This is a genomic window from Paenibacillus sp. JZ16, from assembly GCF_015326965.1.
Taxonomy (GTDB): domain Bacteria; phylum Bacillota; class Bacilli; order Paenibacillales; family Paenibacillaceae; genus Paenibacillus_AQ.
Window position 1 is genome coordinate 1,423,357 of sequence record NZ_CP017659.1, and the last position, 18,506, is coordinate 1,441,862.

Here is an 18,506-nt window from a genome sequence, read left to right on the forward strand (position 1 = left end):
GTTTGTTGATAATTGAGTATCATTATGCGTGAAATTGTTGTCCGTCCAACACTTCCTTCACATAGCCGGCCCGGATCACAAAGTCACCGAAATGCTCGCCCTGCTCGCGTTCTTGTGCATATTGCTTCATGAGGGGACGAAGGGAATCCAAAATCTCGGCCTCTCCGATGTTTTCCTTATACAGCTTGTTCAGCCGGTGTCCGGAGAAACCGCCACCCAGGTACATGTTATATTTGCCAGGCGCCTTTCCGATAAATGCGATTTCAGCCAGCATCGGTCTGGCGCACCCATTCGGGCACCCAGTCATTCGAATGACGATATCCTCTTCGCGAAGTCCGTTCTCTTCCAGGATCACATCGATTTTATCCAATAACGTCGGCAGATATCGCTCGGATTCGGCCATAGCCAATCCACATGTCGGTAAAGCTACGCATGCCATGGAATTTCGTCTCAGGGCAGAATAATGATTACCGTCCGTAAGTCCGTAACGCTTGATGAGGTCTTCAATCTTTTTCTTCTTATGGCTGCTGACATTGGCGATGATCAGATTCTGATTGGCCGTCAGACGGAAGTCTCCATTATGGATTTGAGCGATTTCGCGCAGCCCTGTCATCAGCAGGTAATCGGATTCGTCTTTCACACGTCCGTTTTGGATGAACAGTGTAAAATGCCATTTGCCATTGCTGCCTTTAACCCAGCCGTAGCGGTCTCCGTTATGATCAAAATGATATGGTTTTGCCTCCTCCAGCTTCCAGCCCAGACGGCTGGTCAGCTCGTTGACAAACCAGTCGATACCGCGATCATCAATCGTATATTTGAAACGAGCATGCTTGCGCACCGCGCGGTCTCCGTAATCACGTTGAATCATTACCGTCTTCTCGGCCAAGTCAACGATCTGCTCGGGTTTGCAGAAACCAATGACTTTCGCCACTTGAGGATAGGTTAACGAATCACCATGCGTCATCCCCATGCCACCGCCTACCGAAACGTTAAAGCCTTTCAATTGTCCATCCTCAATGATGGCAATGAAGCCAAGATCTTGGGAAAATACATCAACATCATTGGATGGCGGCACGGCCATACCGATCTTAAATTTCCGCGGCAGGTACACCGGGCCATAGATCGGCTCCTGCTCCTCTCCCTCTTGCAGGCTGTCTACAATCTTCTCGCCGTCCAGCCAAATCTCATGATAAGCACGCGAGCGCGGATCGAGATGACTGCTAAGCATTCGTGCCCATTCGTATACCTCCGAATGAATTTCGGATTGATAGGGGTTCGGGTTGCACATCACGTTCCGGTTGACGTCGCCGCAAGCAGCCAATGTGCTAAGCATGGCTTCATTCACTTCTTGAATGGTGCTCTTCATATTCCACTTCAATACGCCATGAAGCTGAAAGGATTGGCGGGTGGTCAAGCGAATCGTCCCGTTGGCATACTTTTGGGCTACACGGTCCATCATCAGCCATTGCTCCGGAGTCACGACGCCGCCAGCGGCGCGAACACGCAGCATGAACTGGTATGCGGGTTCCAGCTTTTGCTTATGCCGTTCGTTACGCAAATCCCGGTCATCCTGCATATAACTGCCGTGAAATTTCATCAGCCGGTTATCGTCTTCCGGAATCGACCCCGTTATGCGATCCTCTAAGGTCTCTACAAGACTGCCACGCAGATAATTGCTTCGACGCTTGATGTCCTCAACATCACTATGCGGCGCACTATGGGGTGATACTAGATTATTATCAGACATGTTCATTTTTCTCCTCTCGCAACCACAGGGGTGATCTTAATACACATCCCGCTGATAACGTTTCTGTTGCTGCATGAGCGTCAAATATTCCGCAGCTTCTTCCGGACTCATCCGGCCTTCTTGTTCGAGAATAGACCCCAACGCAGAATGCACATCATGAGCCATCTTCTTCTCATCGCCGCAGACATAGACGCAAGCTCCTTCTTGGAGCCACTGATATAGATCCTTGCTCTTCTCCAGCATGCGGTGCTGTACGTATACTTTTTTGTCCGTATCCCGTGAGAAAGCAACATCCATGCGCGTCAATACTCCATCCTTCAACCAACGCTGCCATTCAATCTGATAGAGGAAGTCCGTCGAGAAATGCTGGTCTCCGTAGAACAGCCATGATTTTCCTTCTGCCCCCGTCTCTTCCCGTTCTCCCAGAAAGGCTCTGAAAGGTGCCACGCCTGTACCGGGTCCGATCATAATGATCGGGGTGTCCGGATTCTCGGGCAGCTTAAAGTTCGGATTATGCTGAATGTATACAGGCAGCGTATCGCCCGCTTTCAGACGTTCCGCCAATTGCACGGAGCATACGCCGTAGCGGCGGCGGCCATGTGCTTCATAACGCACCGTTCGAACGGTAACATGAACTTCATCAGGGAAGGCTTTGGAGCTGCTGGCAATCGAGTACAATCGAGCAGGAATTTTGCGCAGTATGGATACAAAATCGCTTGCCGCCACTTGCTGCAGGCCATAATCCTGTACCAGATCAAGCAAATCCCGTTCCTCGATATAAGTGCGCAATTCTTGCTCATGACCTGGCTCCAGCAATGTCCGAAGACCTTCATTCCCTGACATTTTAACCACTTGCTCGATCAGTGGTTTCGTGAGAACGGTAATCTCGTAGTGACGGAGCAAGGCATCCCGAAGAGCTCGCGCTTCACCTTGTTTATTAATAACGACCACTTCATCCGCATTCCATCCCATTGCAGCGATGAGGTCATCCACCAGCTGCGGATGGTTTTCCGGATAGACTCCTAAGCTGTCGCCCGGCTCATACTGCAGATTCGATCCTTCAAGAGAAATTTCGATATGACGAGTTTCACGGTCGGATCCTCTTCCGTTCAAATTCAGGTTCTCGAGAATTTCCGCTTGAAATGGATTGCTTCTCGAAAATTCCGATTCCGTACTATCGCTCAGGGCTACCGCACTCCCATTTTCGACAACGGATGATCCCGCTCCAGCTTCATTCAACGATAGAAGAACCTGATTCATCCATTCTGCAGCCGACTCATCAAAGTCCACATCGCAATCGACTCTTGGCGTCAGCCGCTTGCCGCCCAATTCCTCGAGCCGTTTGTCGAAATCTTTACCCGTTTGGCAGAAAAATTCATACGAGGTATCCCCCAGCGCCAGTACGGAATATTGAAGATGGTCTACCTGAGGTGCCCGCTTGCTGTGCAGAAATTCATAGAATGGTATAGCATTATCCGGCGGCTCTCCCTCTCCATGCGTACTGACGATTATCAGGAGATTCTGCAGCTTCTTCAGATTATTGGGTTTAAAATCGCTCATAGAAGACATCGTGACCTGCAGGCCAACCTCTTCGAGCTTCTTGGATAGCTTTTTCGATAATCCATGACCATTGCCTGTCTGTGATCCGTACAGGACTGTGACTTCTTTAGTAGCCGTCGCCACCGGTGCCGATACAGCAGCTAACGTGTTCGCTTGTGGTGCTGCCGCAACTGCTGCTGCGGCTTCCGTTCCCTGTAACGCAGCGATGAATCCGCTGAGCCAGGTCCGCTGGGATTCCGTCAGTGTAGGCAGTAGGCGGTTCAGCAGTTCCACCTGCTCCTGATTAAAAGGACTGTTCATTACTTGAAGTTCCAACAATATCCACCTCTCAAAAGCGCACATTATTAATTCCTACTATTACGATACAATTAATTTTATTACTCCTCTGAACCTATCACAGCTTACCTGAACCGGTCAATTACAATGTTCTTATAGCATTTATCAGTTTTACTAATAAATCGATTTTCCGGGCTTTACTACAAGCGAAACCCGACCCTGTTTACGATAGAGAATATCGATATCTCCGAATGGCAATGATACCAATCATAAGGAGGAAGATTTCGGATGTTAAATCATGATTGCAATTTTACGCCGCTGAAAAACAAATTGAAGGAACAGCTCACAGATATCACAAGACAATTACAGCATATCATTCTCAATTTGGACCAGGACAGTTCATGTCTGCTGGGAGAGCTGGATCATGTCAGAACAAAATTTTTAGAAGCCGAATCGATTTCTTCTACGTATTATCTCAATTGTTTTCTCTTCCCCTTCACCAGCAAATATCAAGAAATCGCGAAATCCATATATCATCTCAGTCAAAAAAAACGGGGTGCGCTCATTGTGATTCAACGGGAAGATGGACTTGATTCGTTAATGACGCCAGGGATTCCCTTGTCCGCAGAAATCACAAGTCCCCTGCTTGAATCCATCTTCGTTCCAGACAGCCCGCTGCACGATGGAGCCGTGCTTGTACGTAAAGAGATGATTATTTCCGCCGCGAACGTGTTGCCTTTAACAGCCAAAACGTATGGGGATCGTAAGCTCGGCACGCGTCACCGTGCAGCCATTGGCTTGTCCGAGATCAGTGATGCCTTGGTCCTCGTTGTATCGGAGGAGACGGGCAAGACCTCCTTCTGCATGAAGGGCACCCTCTATCCTTTATCCATCAGCAGCCCCTAATATCTAATGCTTAATCGTAGAGCCTCCTAGATAGCAAATGAAGTGAAATCTTCCCTGAAGGCTGTCATCTTCAAACAAAGCACTCGATTCCAAACCATGCAAAAGAGCCGCAGATGCTGATTCTGCGGCTCTTTTTATGGATCATCCCATGGTGGGAATTTTATGCAAATGTATAGGTCCAGAAACGTTCCGTACCGAAGCGCTGTTCCACTTCCTTGGCCTTCATCTGTTTCTTGCCCAGCAGCTCTGCTGCCTGGAATTGAGAGCGATGGGCTTGAATGGAGTTCAGCTTCTGTACCATGAACATGGATACATCTTGATAAACATCCGGTTTACCCAATTCTTGCTCACAATTGTTGGAGAATGCCAGACATTGAACGACAGGTCTATCTCCTGCCGGCATCCGCTGAATCGTGCGGATTACGGCCGCGCCCGTTGCGTCATGGTCAGGGTGGACGCTATATCCAGGGTAAAACGTGAACACCAGCGATGGCTTTATCTCCTGAAGCAGAGAGGCAATCACGCTATCCAGCTTATTTTGATCCTCGAATTCAATCGTTTTATCATGGAAACCAAGCAATCTCAAATCCTGTATGCCTATAGCTTTGCAGGATTCCTCCAGCTCTGCTTTGCGAATGGTTGGAAGGGTGATACGGTTCGCAAACGGTGGAATGCCCATATTACGGCCCATCTCTCCAAGCGTTAAGCAGGCATAGGTAACATGAGCGCCTTCCATAATATATTTAGCCAGCGTACCGGACAAACCAAATGCTTCATCATCCGGGTGCGGCAATACGACCAGTATGTTTTGCTCCATCAATCCTCGTCTCCTCTCTCTATTAAAAAGGCTCCCGGCTCAACTGCAAAGCGACAACCAGTTTGCCCTGACTGTCATGACCTGCCATAATCAGCCGATCGGTATCCGTCTGTTCGAAATGGGTGAGTCCTTCGGTATATACCCAGCCCTGACTCATTTTCAATCCAACCCGATAGGGTCCATTGCCGGATATCGAACCGTGGCTGTAACGAATGATTGCATTCGTAATAAAGTTAGCCGCGGGATGCTTCGTGCTGTCATAATGGGCAGCATAAGCGCCTGTCGTCATCTCAAGATGAATATATAAATCCTGGTCCTTCAATTTATCAATCATTTGTTGTACTTCGGTTTGATTTATGAGTTCCATAGTTCCCTCCAATATAAAGAATCACAACATGCAAGCAGTCGATAGGATCATTCTATCATAATTTTAGAGCAGGACGAAAATACATAAACCAAGACGCATGATTTATCTCGCAGTAAAAAGCGTGGCGTATTCCGGTTGTACTGCATATGCATTAAGCTCATGCTCCGAAATAACCGTATAGCCTTCCTTGCGCAGCAGAGCCGTTGTCACGCCATAACCGGCTGTTTTCTCATTGGCAAATTCTCCATTATAAATCATGGAGCTTCCGCAGGAAGGACTGCTCTCTTTTAATACGATCAGCAAAGCTCCGAGCTCTTGCGCCATTCGAAGCGTTTGGTATGCACCTTTTATATACATCTCGGTCACGTCTTTCCCGGATAGCTCAACCACTCTAGCATGCCCTGCCAATACATCATCTCCGTTTCCTCCAACGATCTCCGCCGGCTCCCGTGGAGTTGAGAATCCGCCAAGCAGTTCGGGACATACGGCCACGGCTTTCTTTGCTTCAACCAGCTGCTGAATATTCGTATCCAGGCTGTCCGTAGCGTTATAACGAACCTTCAAACCGGCTAAACATGAGCTTACAACAATCACAAAGGCCACCTCAAATCTCTCGTTCTTACCTTTTTACTACCTACTACTGCCTAAGCCGTTTGCACTTATTTTAGTATCAGGAATCGGAACTCAAATGTCAACGAAATGCATAGGGCACCGATCATATCCCTCATCTAACGGATCATGGGAGCAACCCTTTTGAGGAAGTGATTCATTAATAATGGCAAAGAAATCAATATCGGCGGATCATCCAGCCGGGGAACATGCAAAGTTACATGAAGATGCGGAGTCTTAGCGTTTGGGGTAACGATAATAGGTTCCTTCGAACGGGTACGCAGTGTGGTAGACTTCGGAAGCAAAAAATCGACCGCCTGCATGCCCCATGGTACCGAAGTAGCCATCAGATAATACGTTCCGGGACTGACGTCGCCGAACCGAAACGAGCCGACGGAAGATAACAAAGTTCCGTATAACGGAAGCCCTTCGGGAATCGGCTTGGCAAACAGCCCGATCAAGATCACGCCCTGAAATGGAGCCATTGCCTCTATCGTGCCTTCTACTGTCAGATTGGGATTCTCGACCGGTATGGAGTCACGCCAGCTGTTCAGTTTCTGCAGGGATGACAAATGCTCGTCCGCCTCTTCCTTCGAGTTTCGAAACTGGGAAGGGGTCACGCCTACTCTTTCCGTGAAGCGTGTCGTAAATGTGCCCAGACTCTGCTGACCGATCTCCATGGCGATATCCCGGATACTCAGATGTGTATGTAATAGCAAATCCTTCGCCTTCTCCAAACGAAGCGAGGACACGTAATATAATGGTGGCAGTCCGATTCGATCCTTAAATATACGTGAAAAATGATATTGGCTGTATCCTATGTAATTCGCCAGTGTTGATAACGGAAGGGGCTCATAAATATTGTTGTGAATATACGCGATTACCTCATCGATTTCAGCATATCGATCAGTCATCAGGTCTGCACCATCCTTCATTCCGGATATTATGTATGGGGCCATTCCAAAACGTTCGAGGAACAATTGTTCGCATTCATACTATCATATCCATCTAAAAAATGGAAGCTTTATATGTTAAAAATATCACCTCGCATGTATAATCATGCACATAAAAAAGCCGCGCTGCAAGCGCGGCTTTCTCACTATCAATCCAAGTCCGGAATATGAATCTCAACCTCTTTTTTGCTCTGGGAAGAACGCAAAATACCGTCCAGAATCGCTTGATTCCGAAGCACCTGCTCTCCCGGGATCGGCGCCGGCTTGCCTTCACGCACAGCGCTTACGAAATCCTTGATTTTCTCCTGGAATACGTTAAGCTCATGATGGACCAGCGGTATGGCGCTTTCGGTATGATGACCTTGGATATCATGGAACATGGAGATTGATCCTACCTTCCCGTCCCACACACCGCTCCAAGGGCCTGAACCTGCCGGGGTAATCTTCATGCCCGCATCCGTGCCCAGGAACATCGTCGCCCCCAGGGTATCCATATGCATAGCCCATGACGTTTTGAAGTTAAGCACAAGGTCTCCTTCGAATCGAATCATCGCTACGCCGAAATCCTCAACATTAAACGCACTGGATTCGGAGTGGTATTTGGGATTTGTTCCAAAATAATTCGATGTATACGCGGATACCGTTAACGGCTTGGGATATCCAAGCGCGTTCAGGGCCATGTCCAAGGAATAACAGCCAATGTCCGCCATGGCGCCTGCCCCTGAAATCTCCTGCCGGACAAACGTTCCACCCGGCATTCCACGGCGGCGGCCGCCTCCGGTTTCCACATAATACACTTTTCCTAGCTCGCCCTTTTGAATCAGATTCTTAATGATGCCCATATTCGGATCATAACGCGGCTGGAAGCCGACGTTGAGCATATTTCCGGTTTTTTTCGAAATCTGAACCATCTCGATGGCTTCATCCAACGTGACCGACATCGGTTTCTCGAGCATTACGTGTTTGCCCGCTGACAGCGCATCAACCGTGGTGCTATAATGCGCAACGTTTGGCGTACAGATGCTCACGCCATCCAGGTCGAGATCCAACAATCTGCGGTGATCATCAAATCCGATCGCTCCCTGAAGCCCCCAGCGCTCAATAAATTGATCGGCTCTGCCGGGTAAAATATCAGCTACAGCGACAATCTGCACATCGTCGATTTGTTTATAATATTTTGCATGCTCCCCCGCAATGCCGCCGCTTCCAATAATTCCAATTCGAATGGTTTTGCTCATGGCTGATACTCCCCCTACAATTTCACATTCATTGCCCGATATGTTGATGGCGTATATCCATATCTCTTTCGAAATACGGTATGCAAATAACTTCCGCTTGAGAAGCCTTCGTGTATTGCGATTTTATCAATCGACCAATTGGTATCGATCAGCTTCCTGCATACGGCTTCAAGGCGGACATGCTCCAGTATTTCGCTGAAGGACTGCCCTTCCGCTTGCTCCTTGAATATTCGCTGCAGCTGTCTTGAGCTGATATGCAGCTTCTCCGCGACGTCATCCAATACAACCTCTCCCGAAGAGTTCGCATGAATATACTCCAGTGCCAATTGATAGCGGTAAGCCTTCATATCCCGTGAAGGCAGTTCCGCTTCCGATGGCTCGGATTCATATGCGCGTACAGCGCGCAGCAGTATCTGAATAATGCACTGCTTAATCGTTGTATACAGACCCGAATACTTCTCTTGAGAAGCCTGATAAGCCTCAAGAAAATAAGGCATCGCACGATGGATATCCATCGTTGGCTTCAACGGTAATCCTCTCAGCTTCTCCATGCAGTCATCGGCTTCCGCCATTTCCCATGGATCCGAAGGAGGCAGTGCCGGACTCTCATGATCGGATACCTCATCGCGCGGAATAATGTCCACGTGCAGACATAATTCATCCATCGGCTCCGCTGCATCCGCCTCCTGATAATGAAGCACATTCGGACCTGTTAGATAAAACATGCCTTCCCGCAGCGCATAAGGCTCTTCTTCCATAATAACGCTCCCCTTGCCGCGGGGTATGAAATGAAATTCATACTCCGCATGCTTATGGAAAGAGACAATCTTTCCTGGCGGAAAGGTGGTGAGATGAAACCGAAGAACACGGATCTCATAACGTCCCCAATAAACTCTCAGGTCAAGTCGCTCCAAGGCATCCTGACGATCTTTCATCAATTCGTATGGAAAATGGTTATTCATCCTGATGCATCATCCCTGTATCTTATGCTCTTATGCTTGCAGTTCATCCAAACGAATGGCGCGATGCTCTTTGGCCGAACGGTTGGAGGCTTCCATCAGTTTGGTTAATTCAACCGCATATGCGATATTTTCCTCTGCAATGGTATCTTCTTGAATATGGGAAATCCATTGCTCAAATGCACTTGCACGATTCGCAGGCACCGGCAGCTCTACCCAGGCATCCTTGTACTCTTCTTTTTTCGTTGAACGAATAAGAAGTTTGTCGTCAGGCGTTCCGTACAGAATCGTTCCGTCCGTACCATGAATTTCAATTGTAAATGGCGAGAAGTTGTTTACAAATCCGGCTTCAACCACACCGACAGCTCCCGTAGCCGTAGAAAGCGTAGCAACGGCGTTGTCTTCCACCTCTTTACCCGTGATGTATCCGAAATTCGCATGGACATCAACCGCTTCTTCACCGAGGAACAAGCGTGTCAAATACATCGGATGGCATCCCAGATCGATTAATGCGCCTCCACGGCACTCCTCCAGGCTGTAGAAATGCTCAGGCAGCCAACCGGCAGTCGCGCCATTATGAGACAAGCGTACACGAACGAGTGTTACGGTGCCAAGCAGCTCTTGCTGCAATACCTCGCGGATCGCCAAGGTATAGCCGTCATTCAGCCGCGGTAGCGATACCGTTAATTTGACCTGGTGCTCATTCACGGCATTGATGATATCGTTGACCTCTTGCAGGGTGGCCGCAATTACTTTTTCCGTGAATATGTGTTTGCCTGCCGCCGCAGCTTTCAACATGACTTCTCTGTGCATGGATGTCGGAGCATCCACGATCACGGCATCGATATCGTCACTTTGCAGCATGTCGTCCAGGGACTCATAAAAAGGTACGCCTTGCTTCTCTGCAGCTTCTCTTCCGCGCCCCGGGTTCTCATCCCATACCGCTACGATTTGAGCATCCGGATGCTCCTGCGCTTGTTTCGTATAATCCCACGCGTGTACATGCCAATAACTAATTTTTCCGATTCTAATCATTCTCGTCACCTCAGTATCTAATATTAAGACATCATGCCATTAATCTATCACACGAACCGCCCGATTCACAGTGTAAAATTGCGACAATCAAGTTAGATATCACGACATGATGGCAAACAAAAACTCCGCCAGTTGACGGAGCAGAATCATCTGAAAACTCACAGTTTCAAGCGTTCTCTTGCAGTTGTGATATGTGCAGTATGATGTTTACCGTGCCAGGCGTACATGCCCGTTGCGTATTCCAGGCTCGTTTTTCGCTGGTTCTCGGGGTGATAGAACGTTCTGAGATAGTCCTCGGTATTCATGATGTTTAATAAAGCGACCCATCTGGCGTGTATGCCATCAATCAAAACGAGTGAAGCATCAACATCCGCCGTCATTGAATCCTCAAGGGCTGCCCACTTCTGCTCGTCATAAGGCTTAATCGTTGGGTTGTCTTCCGTCAAAGCAAGTTTGAACCGGATATAGCTGTTCATATGACTGTCGGCCAGATGGTGAACGACCTGTCGGATGCTCCAGCCTCCATCTCGATATGATAAATCCAGCTGTTCCTGGCTTAGCCCCTGCACGGCAGCCCTCAGTTTCTCCGGCAGGCTCTTAATCTCTTGAATCCAGAGCTCCCTCTGTTCAGGCGTCGATGGCCCTTCCCATTCAAATTGTCCTATCGGGTATCTCAAGTCCATGTTCCCTCACTCCTTGACCATCATTTTTTGAATCATTCGTACAGTAATGATAATAGCATTTTACAACGAGCCCATTATATCTTCAATTTCGTTTATTTGACCGTCCGATAGTGGTCCGAAAAGAGCGGCCCCAGTCAATTCCTCCACTTGCTTCCTCGTTTTAAAACCCGGAATCGGGATCGCGACGTGGCTTCTCCCCCAAATCCATGCCAGCGCCCCTTGCACCAAAGTCCGATCTTCACTGGTTAAAATCTCTCGAACCGCCTCAAGTTTAGCCAGAAACGATGGTACCGGTTTACCATCCTTGAAATAGGAAACCCAATCGTGACCGCTCCCCCTTACATCTTGATCACTGAACCTGGAGTCATGGTTAAATTTCCCGCTTAAGAGCCCCATAGCCAAAGGTGTATTATTGATGCTTGCTAAACCGTAACGCTCACAGAGGGCAAGCATCTCCTTGTCGTCACTGAGAACATTCAGCACATGTTGAATTGCCGCGGCTTCCGATTTTCGAGCAAACCATTCGGCATTGGCCACATCCCATGTACTCCAGCCATATGTTCGGATCAGCCCATCTTGACGAAGACCGTTCAAGGTATCAATCACCGACTCCACCTCGCCAAGACTTAATCCGCCTACATGAATTTGATAGACATCGATATAATCAGTGTCCAGGCGTTGAAGTGATCGCTCGCAAGCGCTGCGGACATAATCCGCTGAAACATTGTGACGAGTGAAAACCTCCTTTGTTGACTCATCATACGTAAAACCGAATTTGGTGGCAATCACCGCATCCTGCCGCCTTCCCTTTAACGCTTGGCCCAGGACCCGTTCACTATGGCCCGTTCCGTATACATCTGCAGTATCAAAAAAGTTAACGCCCCGTTCCAACGCAGCGTGAATCCCCGCTATGGATTCGCGTTCATTCACCTCTCCCCATCCATCCGCCAAGCCGTCCAATGTAAATTTCCCGCCTATGGCCCAGCAGCCCAGACCGAGCGGACTTACCGATATTTGCGATCTGCCTAACATTCGTTTCATTGTTATATTTCCTCCCTTTTCGAATCAGTTCGTCATCATTATAATAAGGAGAATGGTCTCTGATGAGATCCAATGATAACGAATTTGGAGGAACCAATTAGAGGAGGGATACGGTGTACGGCATTCAGATCGATCGTGAATCTAAACTGACGGTAACCCGTCAGATATGTCAGCAGCTGCGAAGGATCATCGAATCGGGACAACTGACAGCCGGAACTCGTCTGCTTCCTACGCGCGTTCTGGCAAAAGAATGGGGGATTGCGCGCAATGTCGTCATTGAGGTATATGAGCAGCTGACGGCTGAAGGATATCTGGAGGGGCGTGTAGGCTCCGGCACCTACGTAGCGGAAGGTATCATCCCCGTTCCCAATCCGCGTACCGCTCCCTCTTCGAGCAAGCAGCCGTTCCAGGGGCAGACAACCACTCAGCATGAACACGTCATTGATTTTGCCACGGGCGTTCCCGATCGCAACATGTTTCCACGACACATCTGGGCCAAGTATTTGAAAGCAGCCTCTGAATCTTCCGAATATGAAGACCATGATTACGGTCACATCAAAGGGGATTCGACGCTGCGCTCTGCCATCTGCGACTATGTATTCCGGGCTAAAGGCATCCAATGCTCACCCGAACAAATTGTGATTGTGTCCGGTGCCACTGAAGGGTTCCTTCTCCTTGCCAAATCGTTATCTTCCAAGTTTCATTCCATCTATATCGAAGACCCAACAATCGATATTACCCGGGATATTTTTCAGACGATGAACTATAATCTTGTTCCGGTCGAGGTTGATCATAGCGGAATGCGCGTCGACGCCTTGTCGAGTATCGCTCCAGGTCATCTGGTTTTATTAACGCCATCACATCAGTTTCCAACCGGCAGCGTATTATCCATTCAGCGGAGACATCAGATCATAGGGATGCTGGAGGAAGCCGACTCTTTCGCTATCGAGGATGATTATGACAGCGAGTTCCGGCTTCGAGGGATCCCTGTGCCTCCTCTACAGACGCTGTCGCCTTCAAGGGTTATCTATGTAGGAACATTCAGCAAAACGCTGTCGCCCAGCCTTCGGATCGGATTTATGATTGTACCACCGAGTCTAACCGATACCATTGCCGAAATGAAAGATAAATTGAATTTACATACTCCGTACATCATTCAAAAAGCATTAAGCCAATTCATGTTGGATGGGTATCTGGAACGGCATATCCATACGATGAAGAAAATGTACAAGAAACGGCGCAATGTCATGACGGAGCAGCTTCAGCACTTATTCGGAGCAGATATTTCCGTTCTCGGCGATGATGCGGGAATGCATCTACAGATTATTTTCCATCCACAGCCCTACGCCCTTCTTCCATGGAATGACACGGCTTCTTACGGGTTCCGTGTTGAGCCTGTATCGAATTACAGAATCTCATCCTCTAGCCCCCTCCGTACAACCGGTATCGTGTTAGGATATGGAAACCTGTCATCCGAAGAAATCGAGGAAGGATTACGCCGACTTTACTTGTTTGCTTCCTCTTGCAAGACACTCACTTGAATATTTGACATGATATGGATTTTATATGGATTCATGCTTTCAACAACTATATTAAAAAAATGGCTCGTCCGCTGTATGGGAACCGAGCCATCTCTGTTTTATCCAGGGATTCGATGTCAAACTCCCTCAATCCGTTCAAAATTACGCAGCGTCCGAAGTGCATTCCATGTCAGAACGCCCTTCCATTCCTCCTTGGCCAACGGCCATACCTCTTCGTACTGGTACCAGCTCCAATTGGGCTCCCAGGCACCATCTTCCCCTTGATTCCCTATAAGCTCATCCAGTTCCAGCGGAAGAAGCTCGCGGTATTTGGCAAAATAGGGCGAATCCGGCGAATCCATAATACTGAGGGGCGTTGCTCCGTATCCCTCGCGGCTGCCAGGATCCCTGCTTATGCAATGATCCATGAAGACCTCAAGTGTTTCTCCGATCTCGGACGCCTGTTCTGTTGACAATCTTTCGTTCAAACGCAAATAACAAAACAATTCATGCATTTCATGAAGATCGCTGGATTGTTTCAGGTAGTTCACAGCATAATCAATCCTTGATTCCAAAAACTCCAAAGGGTATAACTCCCGCTCGTCGATAAAATAGGCGATAATATCCGCATTCGGATTTCCCCAATGATCTTTGAAGGCACCATACTGCCACCATATCGCCCTTGGAGACTGCTCGGCTTCCTTAGGGATGATATCCCACCCTGACCGTTCTGGCACATAGGAATGCTCGAGATACTTTAAAGCGGATATCACCCGTTCGTTCCGCTCCGGATGATCTGGATTCAAGCGAAGAATCTCCAGCGCTCTGGTTGTTGCCAGAGCAGATGACTCTCTGCACCGAAGATCAGGCTCAAGTCCATGACCATATCCACCGTCCTCATTCTGATAGCTATCCAACTCAGTCAACACGTCCGTAAACGACCCGTTCTCGAAATCATACCGGAACAATGACCGTTCAAGATCCCTGGCCCGGTGCAGCATATATTGCCTGGCTTGTTCAAATCGCATCCTGTTTAGCTTCTTCACTTGGGTTCCAACTCCTCGTAGAAAGTGATTCGGTTGCCGAATGGATCTGTGACACATAGCTCTTTGCTGTTCCATGGCGCAATCTCTATCCCGGGTCTGGAATACGGATAGTTCTGGTTTAACAGCTGTTCGTGAAACCCCTCAATCCCCGCCATCTCCACGCGAATGGCTGCTCCCGGGGAACAGTCACCGTAATGCTCCGTCAAATGAATCGTTACCGATTCCTTTGATATTTGCATGTAAAGCGGTGCCGTTTCATCAAAGCGGTGTTCCCAATCCAAAGTAAAACCAAGATAGTGAATATAGAATTCCCTTGCCTTCGGTTCATCGAACACTCTGAATAAAGGTATGACTTTGCTCATGGTCTGCCCCTAACTACACCCGTATTTTTTCTAACTCGTTATGTATGCGCTGCCGTTGACTTATTTAGAATATATCATAAATTCCGCCAGGCTCGTCCTAAATCTAAAAACCCAGCACAGATCCATACATCCAAAATGCTGGGCCATCTTTTGCAAGTATTCATTTTATTTATCATTATTCATTTCTGGTCACTTTGGCTAACTTCTTGGCCTTCTCGCGTTTTATACGACTCCACACCAGCAAAACGACAAATGAACTGGCCAGGCAAATGAAGATCACTTTCAAATAATGCTCCACCACGTTCAGAATGTACTGCCACTGCTCGCCGAATATAAAACCAATGCTGAAAAAAGCCAATACCCATGCAGCCACGCCCGTATATCCATACAGCCACACCGTCCGATAGGGAACCCGAATCATGCCGATAAAATACCCGATAAACTGCCTGACCCCGGGTATGAAAAAACAAATAATGAGCAGCTTATTTCCATATTTGTTGTAATAGGCCTGCGTCTTCTCTACAAGGGACGGCTTGATAAACAGCCATTTTCCATATCGCTCGATAAGCGGCATCCCGAGTTTGTATCCCAGGATATAGGTAATGGTTAACCCCATGGCCGCTCCCATAAAAGCAGATCCAATTGCAGGAACCATATCGATAATTCCTTTATAGGTTAAAAAACCGGTATAGGTCAATGTGCTGTTTCCAGGAGGAATTGGAAGAGCAATAAAATCAAGGGGGAGCCCAATCAATAACACTAGATAACCATATTGTTCAAATAACTGCTCAACCAATTCAAACAAATTCATGGGGAAAACTCCTTCATCTTACCGATAACTGTCATAGTAGTGTTGTAGCGTTTCATTCACATAAACTTCTCTGTTCAGGACCGCGTAGGGCACCGGATTCACCTCTTCAGACCATTCACGGGAAAAGTGCTGATTCTGCTGTATATCCATCAGTCTTGTCAGGACCAGCAAAGCCGAATCTTTATGCGTGTTCAAGGCGGCCTGTCGTTTCATCTCTCGCAACAAGGACGGACTCTTAATTAATGTCAGCAGTTGATGCTTCAATTCACCGGCCATGGCCTGCCGTGCCACGCCTATTCCAACCAGATAATCCGCATTATCCTGCTCTTGGCCTGGCAAGGGTTTTACTAACAGCATCGGCCGCTCCATCGTTAACGCCTCGGAAATCGTGAGTCCTCCCGGTTTTGTCACCATCAGGTCCGCTATCGCCATCAATTCATGCATGCGATCCACATAACCCATAACAGTGATTTGCGGATGACCAGCAAACTCCTCCAGCAGTGCTTGATATAACTTCATATTACGGCCGCACACGACCATAAACCGAACATCCTTTGGGTATGCCCTTGATTTCAAGAGCTCGATAATTTCTTTATCGATCATCCCTTCTCCGCCGCCCATGATCAACACAACCTGCTCGGATGGACGCAAGTCATAATGAGCTCGAAGCCGTCCGGGATCCATTGGCTGACTATACAGCGGATTGACGGGGATGCCGGTTACAGATATCTTTTCGCTTGGCACGCCTTTGCGCTCCAACGCAATCTGTACCACATCGGAACCAACCATGTAATAATCCGTATGAGCGTGTATCCAGTAGCTGTGATCCGTATGGTCCGTCATGACGGTTGCCGTCGGTACATTGGTAAAGCCCATCCCTTTCAGCAGAGACATCCCTGCTGCTGCCGGCGGAAACGTGCTGACCACGATAGCCGGATTTTCCGTTTCCAGCATCGTGCTGAGCTTGTGAAGACTGAAGGTGCTGAAGCGTTTCAGCATATGGATTAGCGTGTTTTCCTCGCGCGTTTTTTGGAATAAATAGCCGTAAACGGATGGGAAATGTTTCATCCACTGCATAAAGAAAAACTGACCGGCCACATGCAGCCGCGGATGGGTTAACTCCATATAATCAATGACTTTAACGCGCAGATGAGGGTAGTTTCTTTTTGCTGATTCCACAATGGCCTTTGATGCCTGGTTGTGACCCTCTCCCAGACTTCCGGTTAATATGATGATTTTTTGCTCATATATGGATCTCATGAATATTACTCCTTATCTAACGTTATGTGATTCCAATGACATGCATCAGGTAAACGACCAGCCATCCTGAACCGAATCCAATCAGACTGCCTGCGAGACAATCCGTCGGGTAATGATATCCCCAATAAATACGGGATAGACCGACCAGCACAGCCAGGATAAGCAGCAGTATCGTCGGCAGCGGTGATACCAGAAAGAGCAGTGGTGTAATCACGGCAAAGATCGCTGTGGTATGTCCTGACGGGAATGAATAGTCCTTCAATGGGAAATTTCCAATCTTCACCTGCTCCAGAACCCGGAATGGGCGATCTCTTCTGACGATCTTCTTGATGAGGACAACAATCAGATGGCTAACGGTTAAGGCAATGGCACTCTGATATGCCGTTATGTCCCATGCTTCAAATGCTGCCCAGGCGATGAGCAGTGCACTCAGGATCGTGAAGGTGGCTCCACCGAGATGGGTGATACCTCCGAACAACCGATCAAAAGCTCTGTTGCTGATGGTCTGGTTACACCAGACGAATACCCGATGATCGAATCTCCGCAATCGTTCTATCATTACTCTTCACCTGCCGTTACATCCGTCGATTCTGGCGGACCCTGCACAACAGGGACTTCCGCACGTTTCTTCTTGCGGTTCTTGATAAGACGCACTGTCAGCCAGATCCCTCCTATCAGAGCACCTACAGACAGTAGAATGATCGTAAGTACACCGTCCACCATATGCTCTGCAGCACGCCCGTACACGTAGAACAGGATACCTACGGTATAGAACTTCACGGCACGCCCGAGGGCTGCGTAACTGAGTAGTTTCCATAAAGGATAACTCATACAACCGGAGAGGATGGTGAAGATTTTGAACGGAATCGGCGTAAACGCACCGACAAGAATAGCGGCTTCTCCATGCTTGGTGAACAATGTGGTGGCCGAATCGTACCATTTTTTCTTCATGATCTTGGTTAAAACCAAATTTCCGGAAACCTTGCCGATTCCATAACCAATCGGCGTTCCGATCAGGCAGCCGACAAATCCGATCGTGGCAAGCCAGATCGCACGGTCTGGACTCAATGCACTTAAAGACAATTGCGAGAAAAGAGCCGGAATCGGAAAAATAATCGCATCGATCATAGCATGAATAAATAATCCGATATCGCCTAAATTACGTAAAAAATCCATCTGGCCTTGTCTCCTCTGCTAGGCTTCCTACTTGGCAGCCCGTATGCTGTGCGATATCGTTGGTTACATTTAAAATCAAATTCATCCGTTCACATTCCTCTCCGAAATCATGTTAATGAAAGGATATCATGATTGGGAAA

Annotated in this window: 19 protein-coding genes; 2 read left to right on the top strand and 17 right to left on the bottom strand. The window is 48.1% G+C overall.

Features of this window, described 5'->3' with window-relative positions:
- Positions 1-22 precede the first annotated feature (22 nt).
- The gene (gene cysI / locus BJP58_RS06205) at positions 23-1,747 is read right to left on the bottom strand and encodes an assimilatory sulfite reductase (NADPH) hemoprotein subunit (protein WP_194543240.1); all 1,725 of its coding nucleotides are present in this window, start codon (positions 1,745-1,747) and stop codon (positions 23-25) included.
- A gap of 36 nt (positions 1,748-1,783) precedes the next feature.
- Positions 1,784-3,622, bottom strand: coding sequence for an assimilatory sulfite reductase (NADPH) flavoprotein subunit (locus tag BJP58_RS06210; RefSeq protein WP_194543241.1), 1,839 nt, complete (start codon positions 3,620-3,622; stop codon positions 1,784-1,786).
- Positions 3,623-3,871: 249 nt separating this feature from the next.
- On the opposite strand from BJP58_RS06210, the gene cdaS reads away from it, so the two are divergent.
- On the top strand, positions 3,872-4,489 hold the full coding sequence (gene cdaS, locus BJP58_RS06215; RefSeq protein ID WP_194543242.1) for a sporulation-specific diadenylate cyclase CdaS: 618 nt from the start codon (positions 3,872-3,874) through the stop codon (positions 4,487-4,489).
- A 160-nt stretch (positions 4,490-4,649) separates the two neighbouring features.
- Here cdaS and bshB2 read toward each other — a convergent pair whose 3' ends face one another.
- The 9 genes from bshB2 to BJP58_RS06260 form a co-directional block, all read right to left on the bottom strand.
- Positions 4,650-5,306: a bacillithiol biosynthesis deacetylase BshB2 gene (gene bshB2, locus BJP58_RS06220; protein ID WP_113061801.1), complete on the bottom strand. Its 657-nt coding sequence runs from the start codon at positions 5,304-5,306 to the stop codon at positions 4,650-4,652.
- 22 nt (positions 5,307-5,328) lie between these two features.
- Positions 5,329-5,673, bottom strand: a complete 345-nt coding sequence (locus BJP58_RS06225; protein WP_071218620.1) for a YojF family protein — start codon at positions 5,671-5,673, stop codon at positions 5,329-5,331.
- A 102-nt stretch (positions 5,674-5,775) separates the two neighbouring features.
- On the bottom strand, positions 5,776-6,267 hold the full coding sequence (locus tag BJP58_RS06230; RefSeq protein ID WP_194543243.1) for a 2-thiouracil desulfurase family protein: 492 nt from the start codon (positions 6,265-6,267) through the stop codon (positions 5,776-5,778).
- A gap of 134 nt (positions 6,268-6,401) precedes the next feature.
- On the bottom strand, positions 6,402-7,196 hold the full coding sequence (locus tag BJP58_RS06235; protein ID WP_194543244.1) for a helix-turn-helix transcriptional regulator: 795 nt from the start codon (positions 7,194-7,196) through the stop codon (positions 6,402-6,404).
- A 188-nt stretch (positions 7,197-7,384) separates the two neighbouring features.
- A complete protein-coding gene (locus BJP58_RS06240) occupies positions 7,385-8,473 on the bottom strand; it encodes a Gfo/Idh/MocA family protein (RefSeq protein WP_071218625.1) in 1,089 nt (362 codons plus the stop codon).
- Positions 8,474-8,487: 14 nt separating this feature from the next.
- Complete coding sequence (locus tag BJP58_RS06245) at positions 8,488-9,435, bottom strand: AraC family transcriptional regulator (RefSeq protein WP_194543245.1); 948 nt, start codon at positions 9,433-9,435, stop codon at positions 8,488-8,490.
- A 30-nt stretch (positions 9,436-9,465) separates the two neighbouring features.
- Complete coding sequence (locus tag BJP58_RS06250) at positions 9,466-10,467, bottom strand: Gfo/Idh/MocA family protein (protein ID WP_194543246.1); 1,002 nt, start codon at positions 10,465-10,467, stop codon at positions 9,466-9,468.
- Positions 10,468-10,625: 158 nt separating this feature from the next.
- Positions 10,626-11,150, bottom strand: coding sequence for a YfiT family bacillithiol transferase (locus BJP58_RS06255; RefSeq protein ID WP_194543247.1), 525 nt, complete (start codon positions 11,148-11,150; stop codon positions 10,626-10,628).
- Positions 11,151-11,210: 60 nt separating this feature from the next.
- The gene (locus BJP58_RS06260; protein ID WP_194543248.1) at positions 11,211-12,191 is read right to left on the bottom strand and encodes an aldo/keto reductase; all 981 of its coding nucleotides are present in this window, start codon (positions 12,189-12,191) and stop codon (positions 11,211-11,213) included.
- A gap of 113 nt (positions 12,192-12,304) precedes the next feature.
- Here BJP58_RS06260 and pdxR point away from each other — a divergent pair, with 113 nt between their 5' ends.
- Positions 12,305-13,732 (top strand): MocR-like pyridoxine biosynthesis transcription factor PdxR, encoded by a 1,428-nt coding sequence (gene pdxR / locus BJP58_RS06265; protein WP_194543249.1) that lies wholly within the window; start codon positions 12,305-12,307, stop codon positions 13,730-13,732.
- A gap of 116 nt (positions 13,733-13,848) precedes the next feature.
- On the opposite strand, the gene BJP58_RS06270 is transcribed toward pdxR, so the two are convergent.
- The 6 genes from BJP58_RS06270 to BJP58_RS06295 form a co-directional block, all read right to left on the bottom strand.
- The gene (locus BJP58_RS06270) at positions 13,849-14,757 is read right to left on the bottom strand and encodes a hypothetical protein (RefSeq protein ID WP_194543250.1); all 909 of its coding nucleotides are present in this window, start codon (positions 14,755-14,757) and stop codon (positions 13,849-13,851) included.
- Positions 14,754-15,119 (bottom strand): glyoxalase superfamily protein, encoded by a 366-nt coding sequence (locus BJP58_RS06275; RefSeq protein ID WP_194543251.1) that lies wholly within the window; start codon positions 15,117-15,119, stop codon positions 14,754-14,756. Before BJP58_RS06275 ends, BJP58_RS06270 begins: the two co-directional genes overlap by 4 nt.
- 175 nt (positions 15,120-15,294) lie before the next feature.
- Positions 15,295-15,930, bottom strand: a complete 636-nt coding sequence (locus tag BJP58_RS06280) for a DedA family protein (protein WP_194543252.1) — start codon at positions 15,928-15,930, stop codon at positions 15,295-15,297.
- An 18-nt stretch (positions 15,931-15,948) separates the two neighbouring features.
- Positions 15,949-17,190, bottom strand: a complete 1,242-nt coding sequence (locus tag BJP58_RS06285) for an MGDG synthase family glycosyltransferase (RefSeq protein ID WP_194543253.1) — start codon at positions 17,188-17,190, stop codon at positions 15,949-15,951.
- 22 nt (positions 17,191-17,212) lie between these two features.
- Positions 17,213-17,749, bottom strand: coding sequence for a phosphatase PAP2 family protein (locus tag BJP58_RS06290; RefSeq protein WP_194543254.1), 537 nt, complete (start codon positions 17,747-17,749; stop codon positions 17,213-17,215).
- Positions 17,749-18,366 carry a YqaA family protein gene (locus BJP58_RS06295; RefSeq protein ID WP_194543255.1) on the bottom strand — a complete coding sequence of 206 codons (618 nt, stop codon included), beginning with the start codon at positions 18,364-18,366 and terminating at the stop codon, positions 17,749-17,751. Before BJP58_RS06295 ends, BJP58_RS06290 begins: the two co-directional genes overlap by 1 nt.
- Positions 18,367-18,506 lie beyond the last annotated feature (140 nt).

What these genes read in the sequence shown, in the direction of transcription:
- BJP58_RS06255 (WP_194543247.1), bottom strand. Translation starts at nt 11,150, where the DNA reads ATGGACTTGAGATACCCGATAGGACAATTTGAATGGGAAGGGCCATCG.
- BJP58_RS06235 (WP_194543244.1), bottom strand. Translation starts at nt 7,196, where the DNA reads ATGACTGATCGATATGCTGAAATCGATGAGGTAATCGCGTATATTCAC.
- BJP58_RS06225 (WP_071218620.1), bottom strand. Translation starts at nt 5,673, where the DNA reads ATGGAACTCATAAATCAAACCGAAGTACAACAAATGATTGATAAATTG.
- BJP58_RS06290 (WP_194543254.1), bottom strand. Translation starts at nt 17,749, where the DNA reads ATGATAGAACGATTGCGGAGATTCGATCATCGGGTATTCGTCTGGTGT.
- cysI (WP_194543240.1), bottom strand. Translation starts at nt 1,747, where the DNA reads ATGTCTGATAATAATCTAGTATCACCCCATAGTGCGCCGCATAGTGAT.
- bshB2 (WP_113061801.1), bottom strand. Translation starts at nt 5,306, where the DNA reads ATGGAGCAAAACATACTGGTCGTATTGCCGCACCCGGATGATGAAGCA.
- BJP58_RS06260 (WP_194543248.1), bottom strand. Translation starts at nt 12,191, where the DNA reads ATGAAACGAATGTTAGGCAGATCGCAAATATCGGTAAGTCCGCTCGGT.
- cdaS (WP_194543242.1), top strand. Translation starts at nt 3,872, where the DNA reads ATGTTAAATCATGATTGCAATTTTACGCCGCTGAAAAACAAATTGAAG.
- BJP58_RS06280 (WP_194543252.1), bottom strand. Translation starts at nt 15,930, where the DNA reads ATGAATTTGTTTGAATTGGTTGAGCAGTTATTTGAACAATATGGTTAT.
- BJP58_RS06240 (WP_071218625.1), bottom strand. Translation starts at nt 8,473, where the DNA reads ATGAGCAAAACCATTCGAATTGGAATTATTGGAAGCGGCGGCATTGCG.
- BJP58_RS06245 (WP_194543245.1), bottom strand. Translation starts at nt 9,435, where the DNA reads ATGAATAACCATTTTCCATACGAATTGATGAAAGATCGTCAGGATGCC.
- BJP58_RS06250 (WP_194543246.1), bottom strand. Translation starts at nt 10,467, where the DNA reads ATGATTAGAATCGGAAAAATTAGTTATTGGCATGTACACGCGTGGGAT.
- BJP58_RS06285 (WP_194543253.1), bottom strand. Translation starts at nt 17,190, where the DNA reads ATGAGATCCATATATGAGCAAAAAATCATCATATTAACCGGAAGTCTG.
- BJP58_RS06275 (WP_194543251.1), bottom strand. Translation starts at nt 15,119, where the DNA reads ATGAGCAAAGTCATACCTTTATTCAGAGTGTTCGATGAACCGAAGGCA.
- BJP58_RS06295 (WP_194543255.1), bottom strand. Translation starts at nt 18,366, where the DNA reads ATGGATTTTTTACGTAATTTAGGCGATATCGGATTATTTATTCATGCT.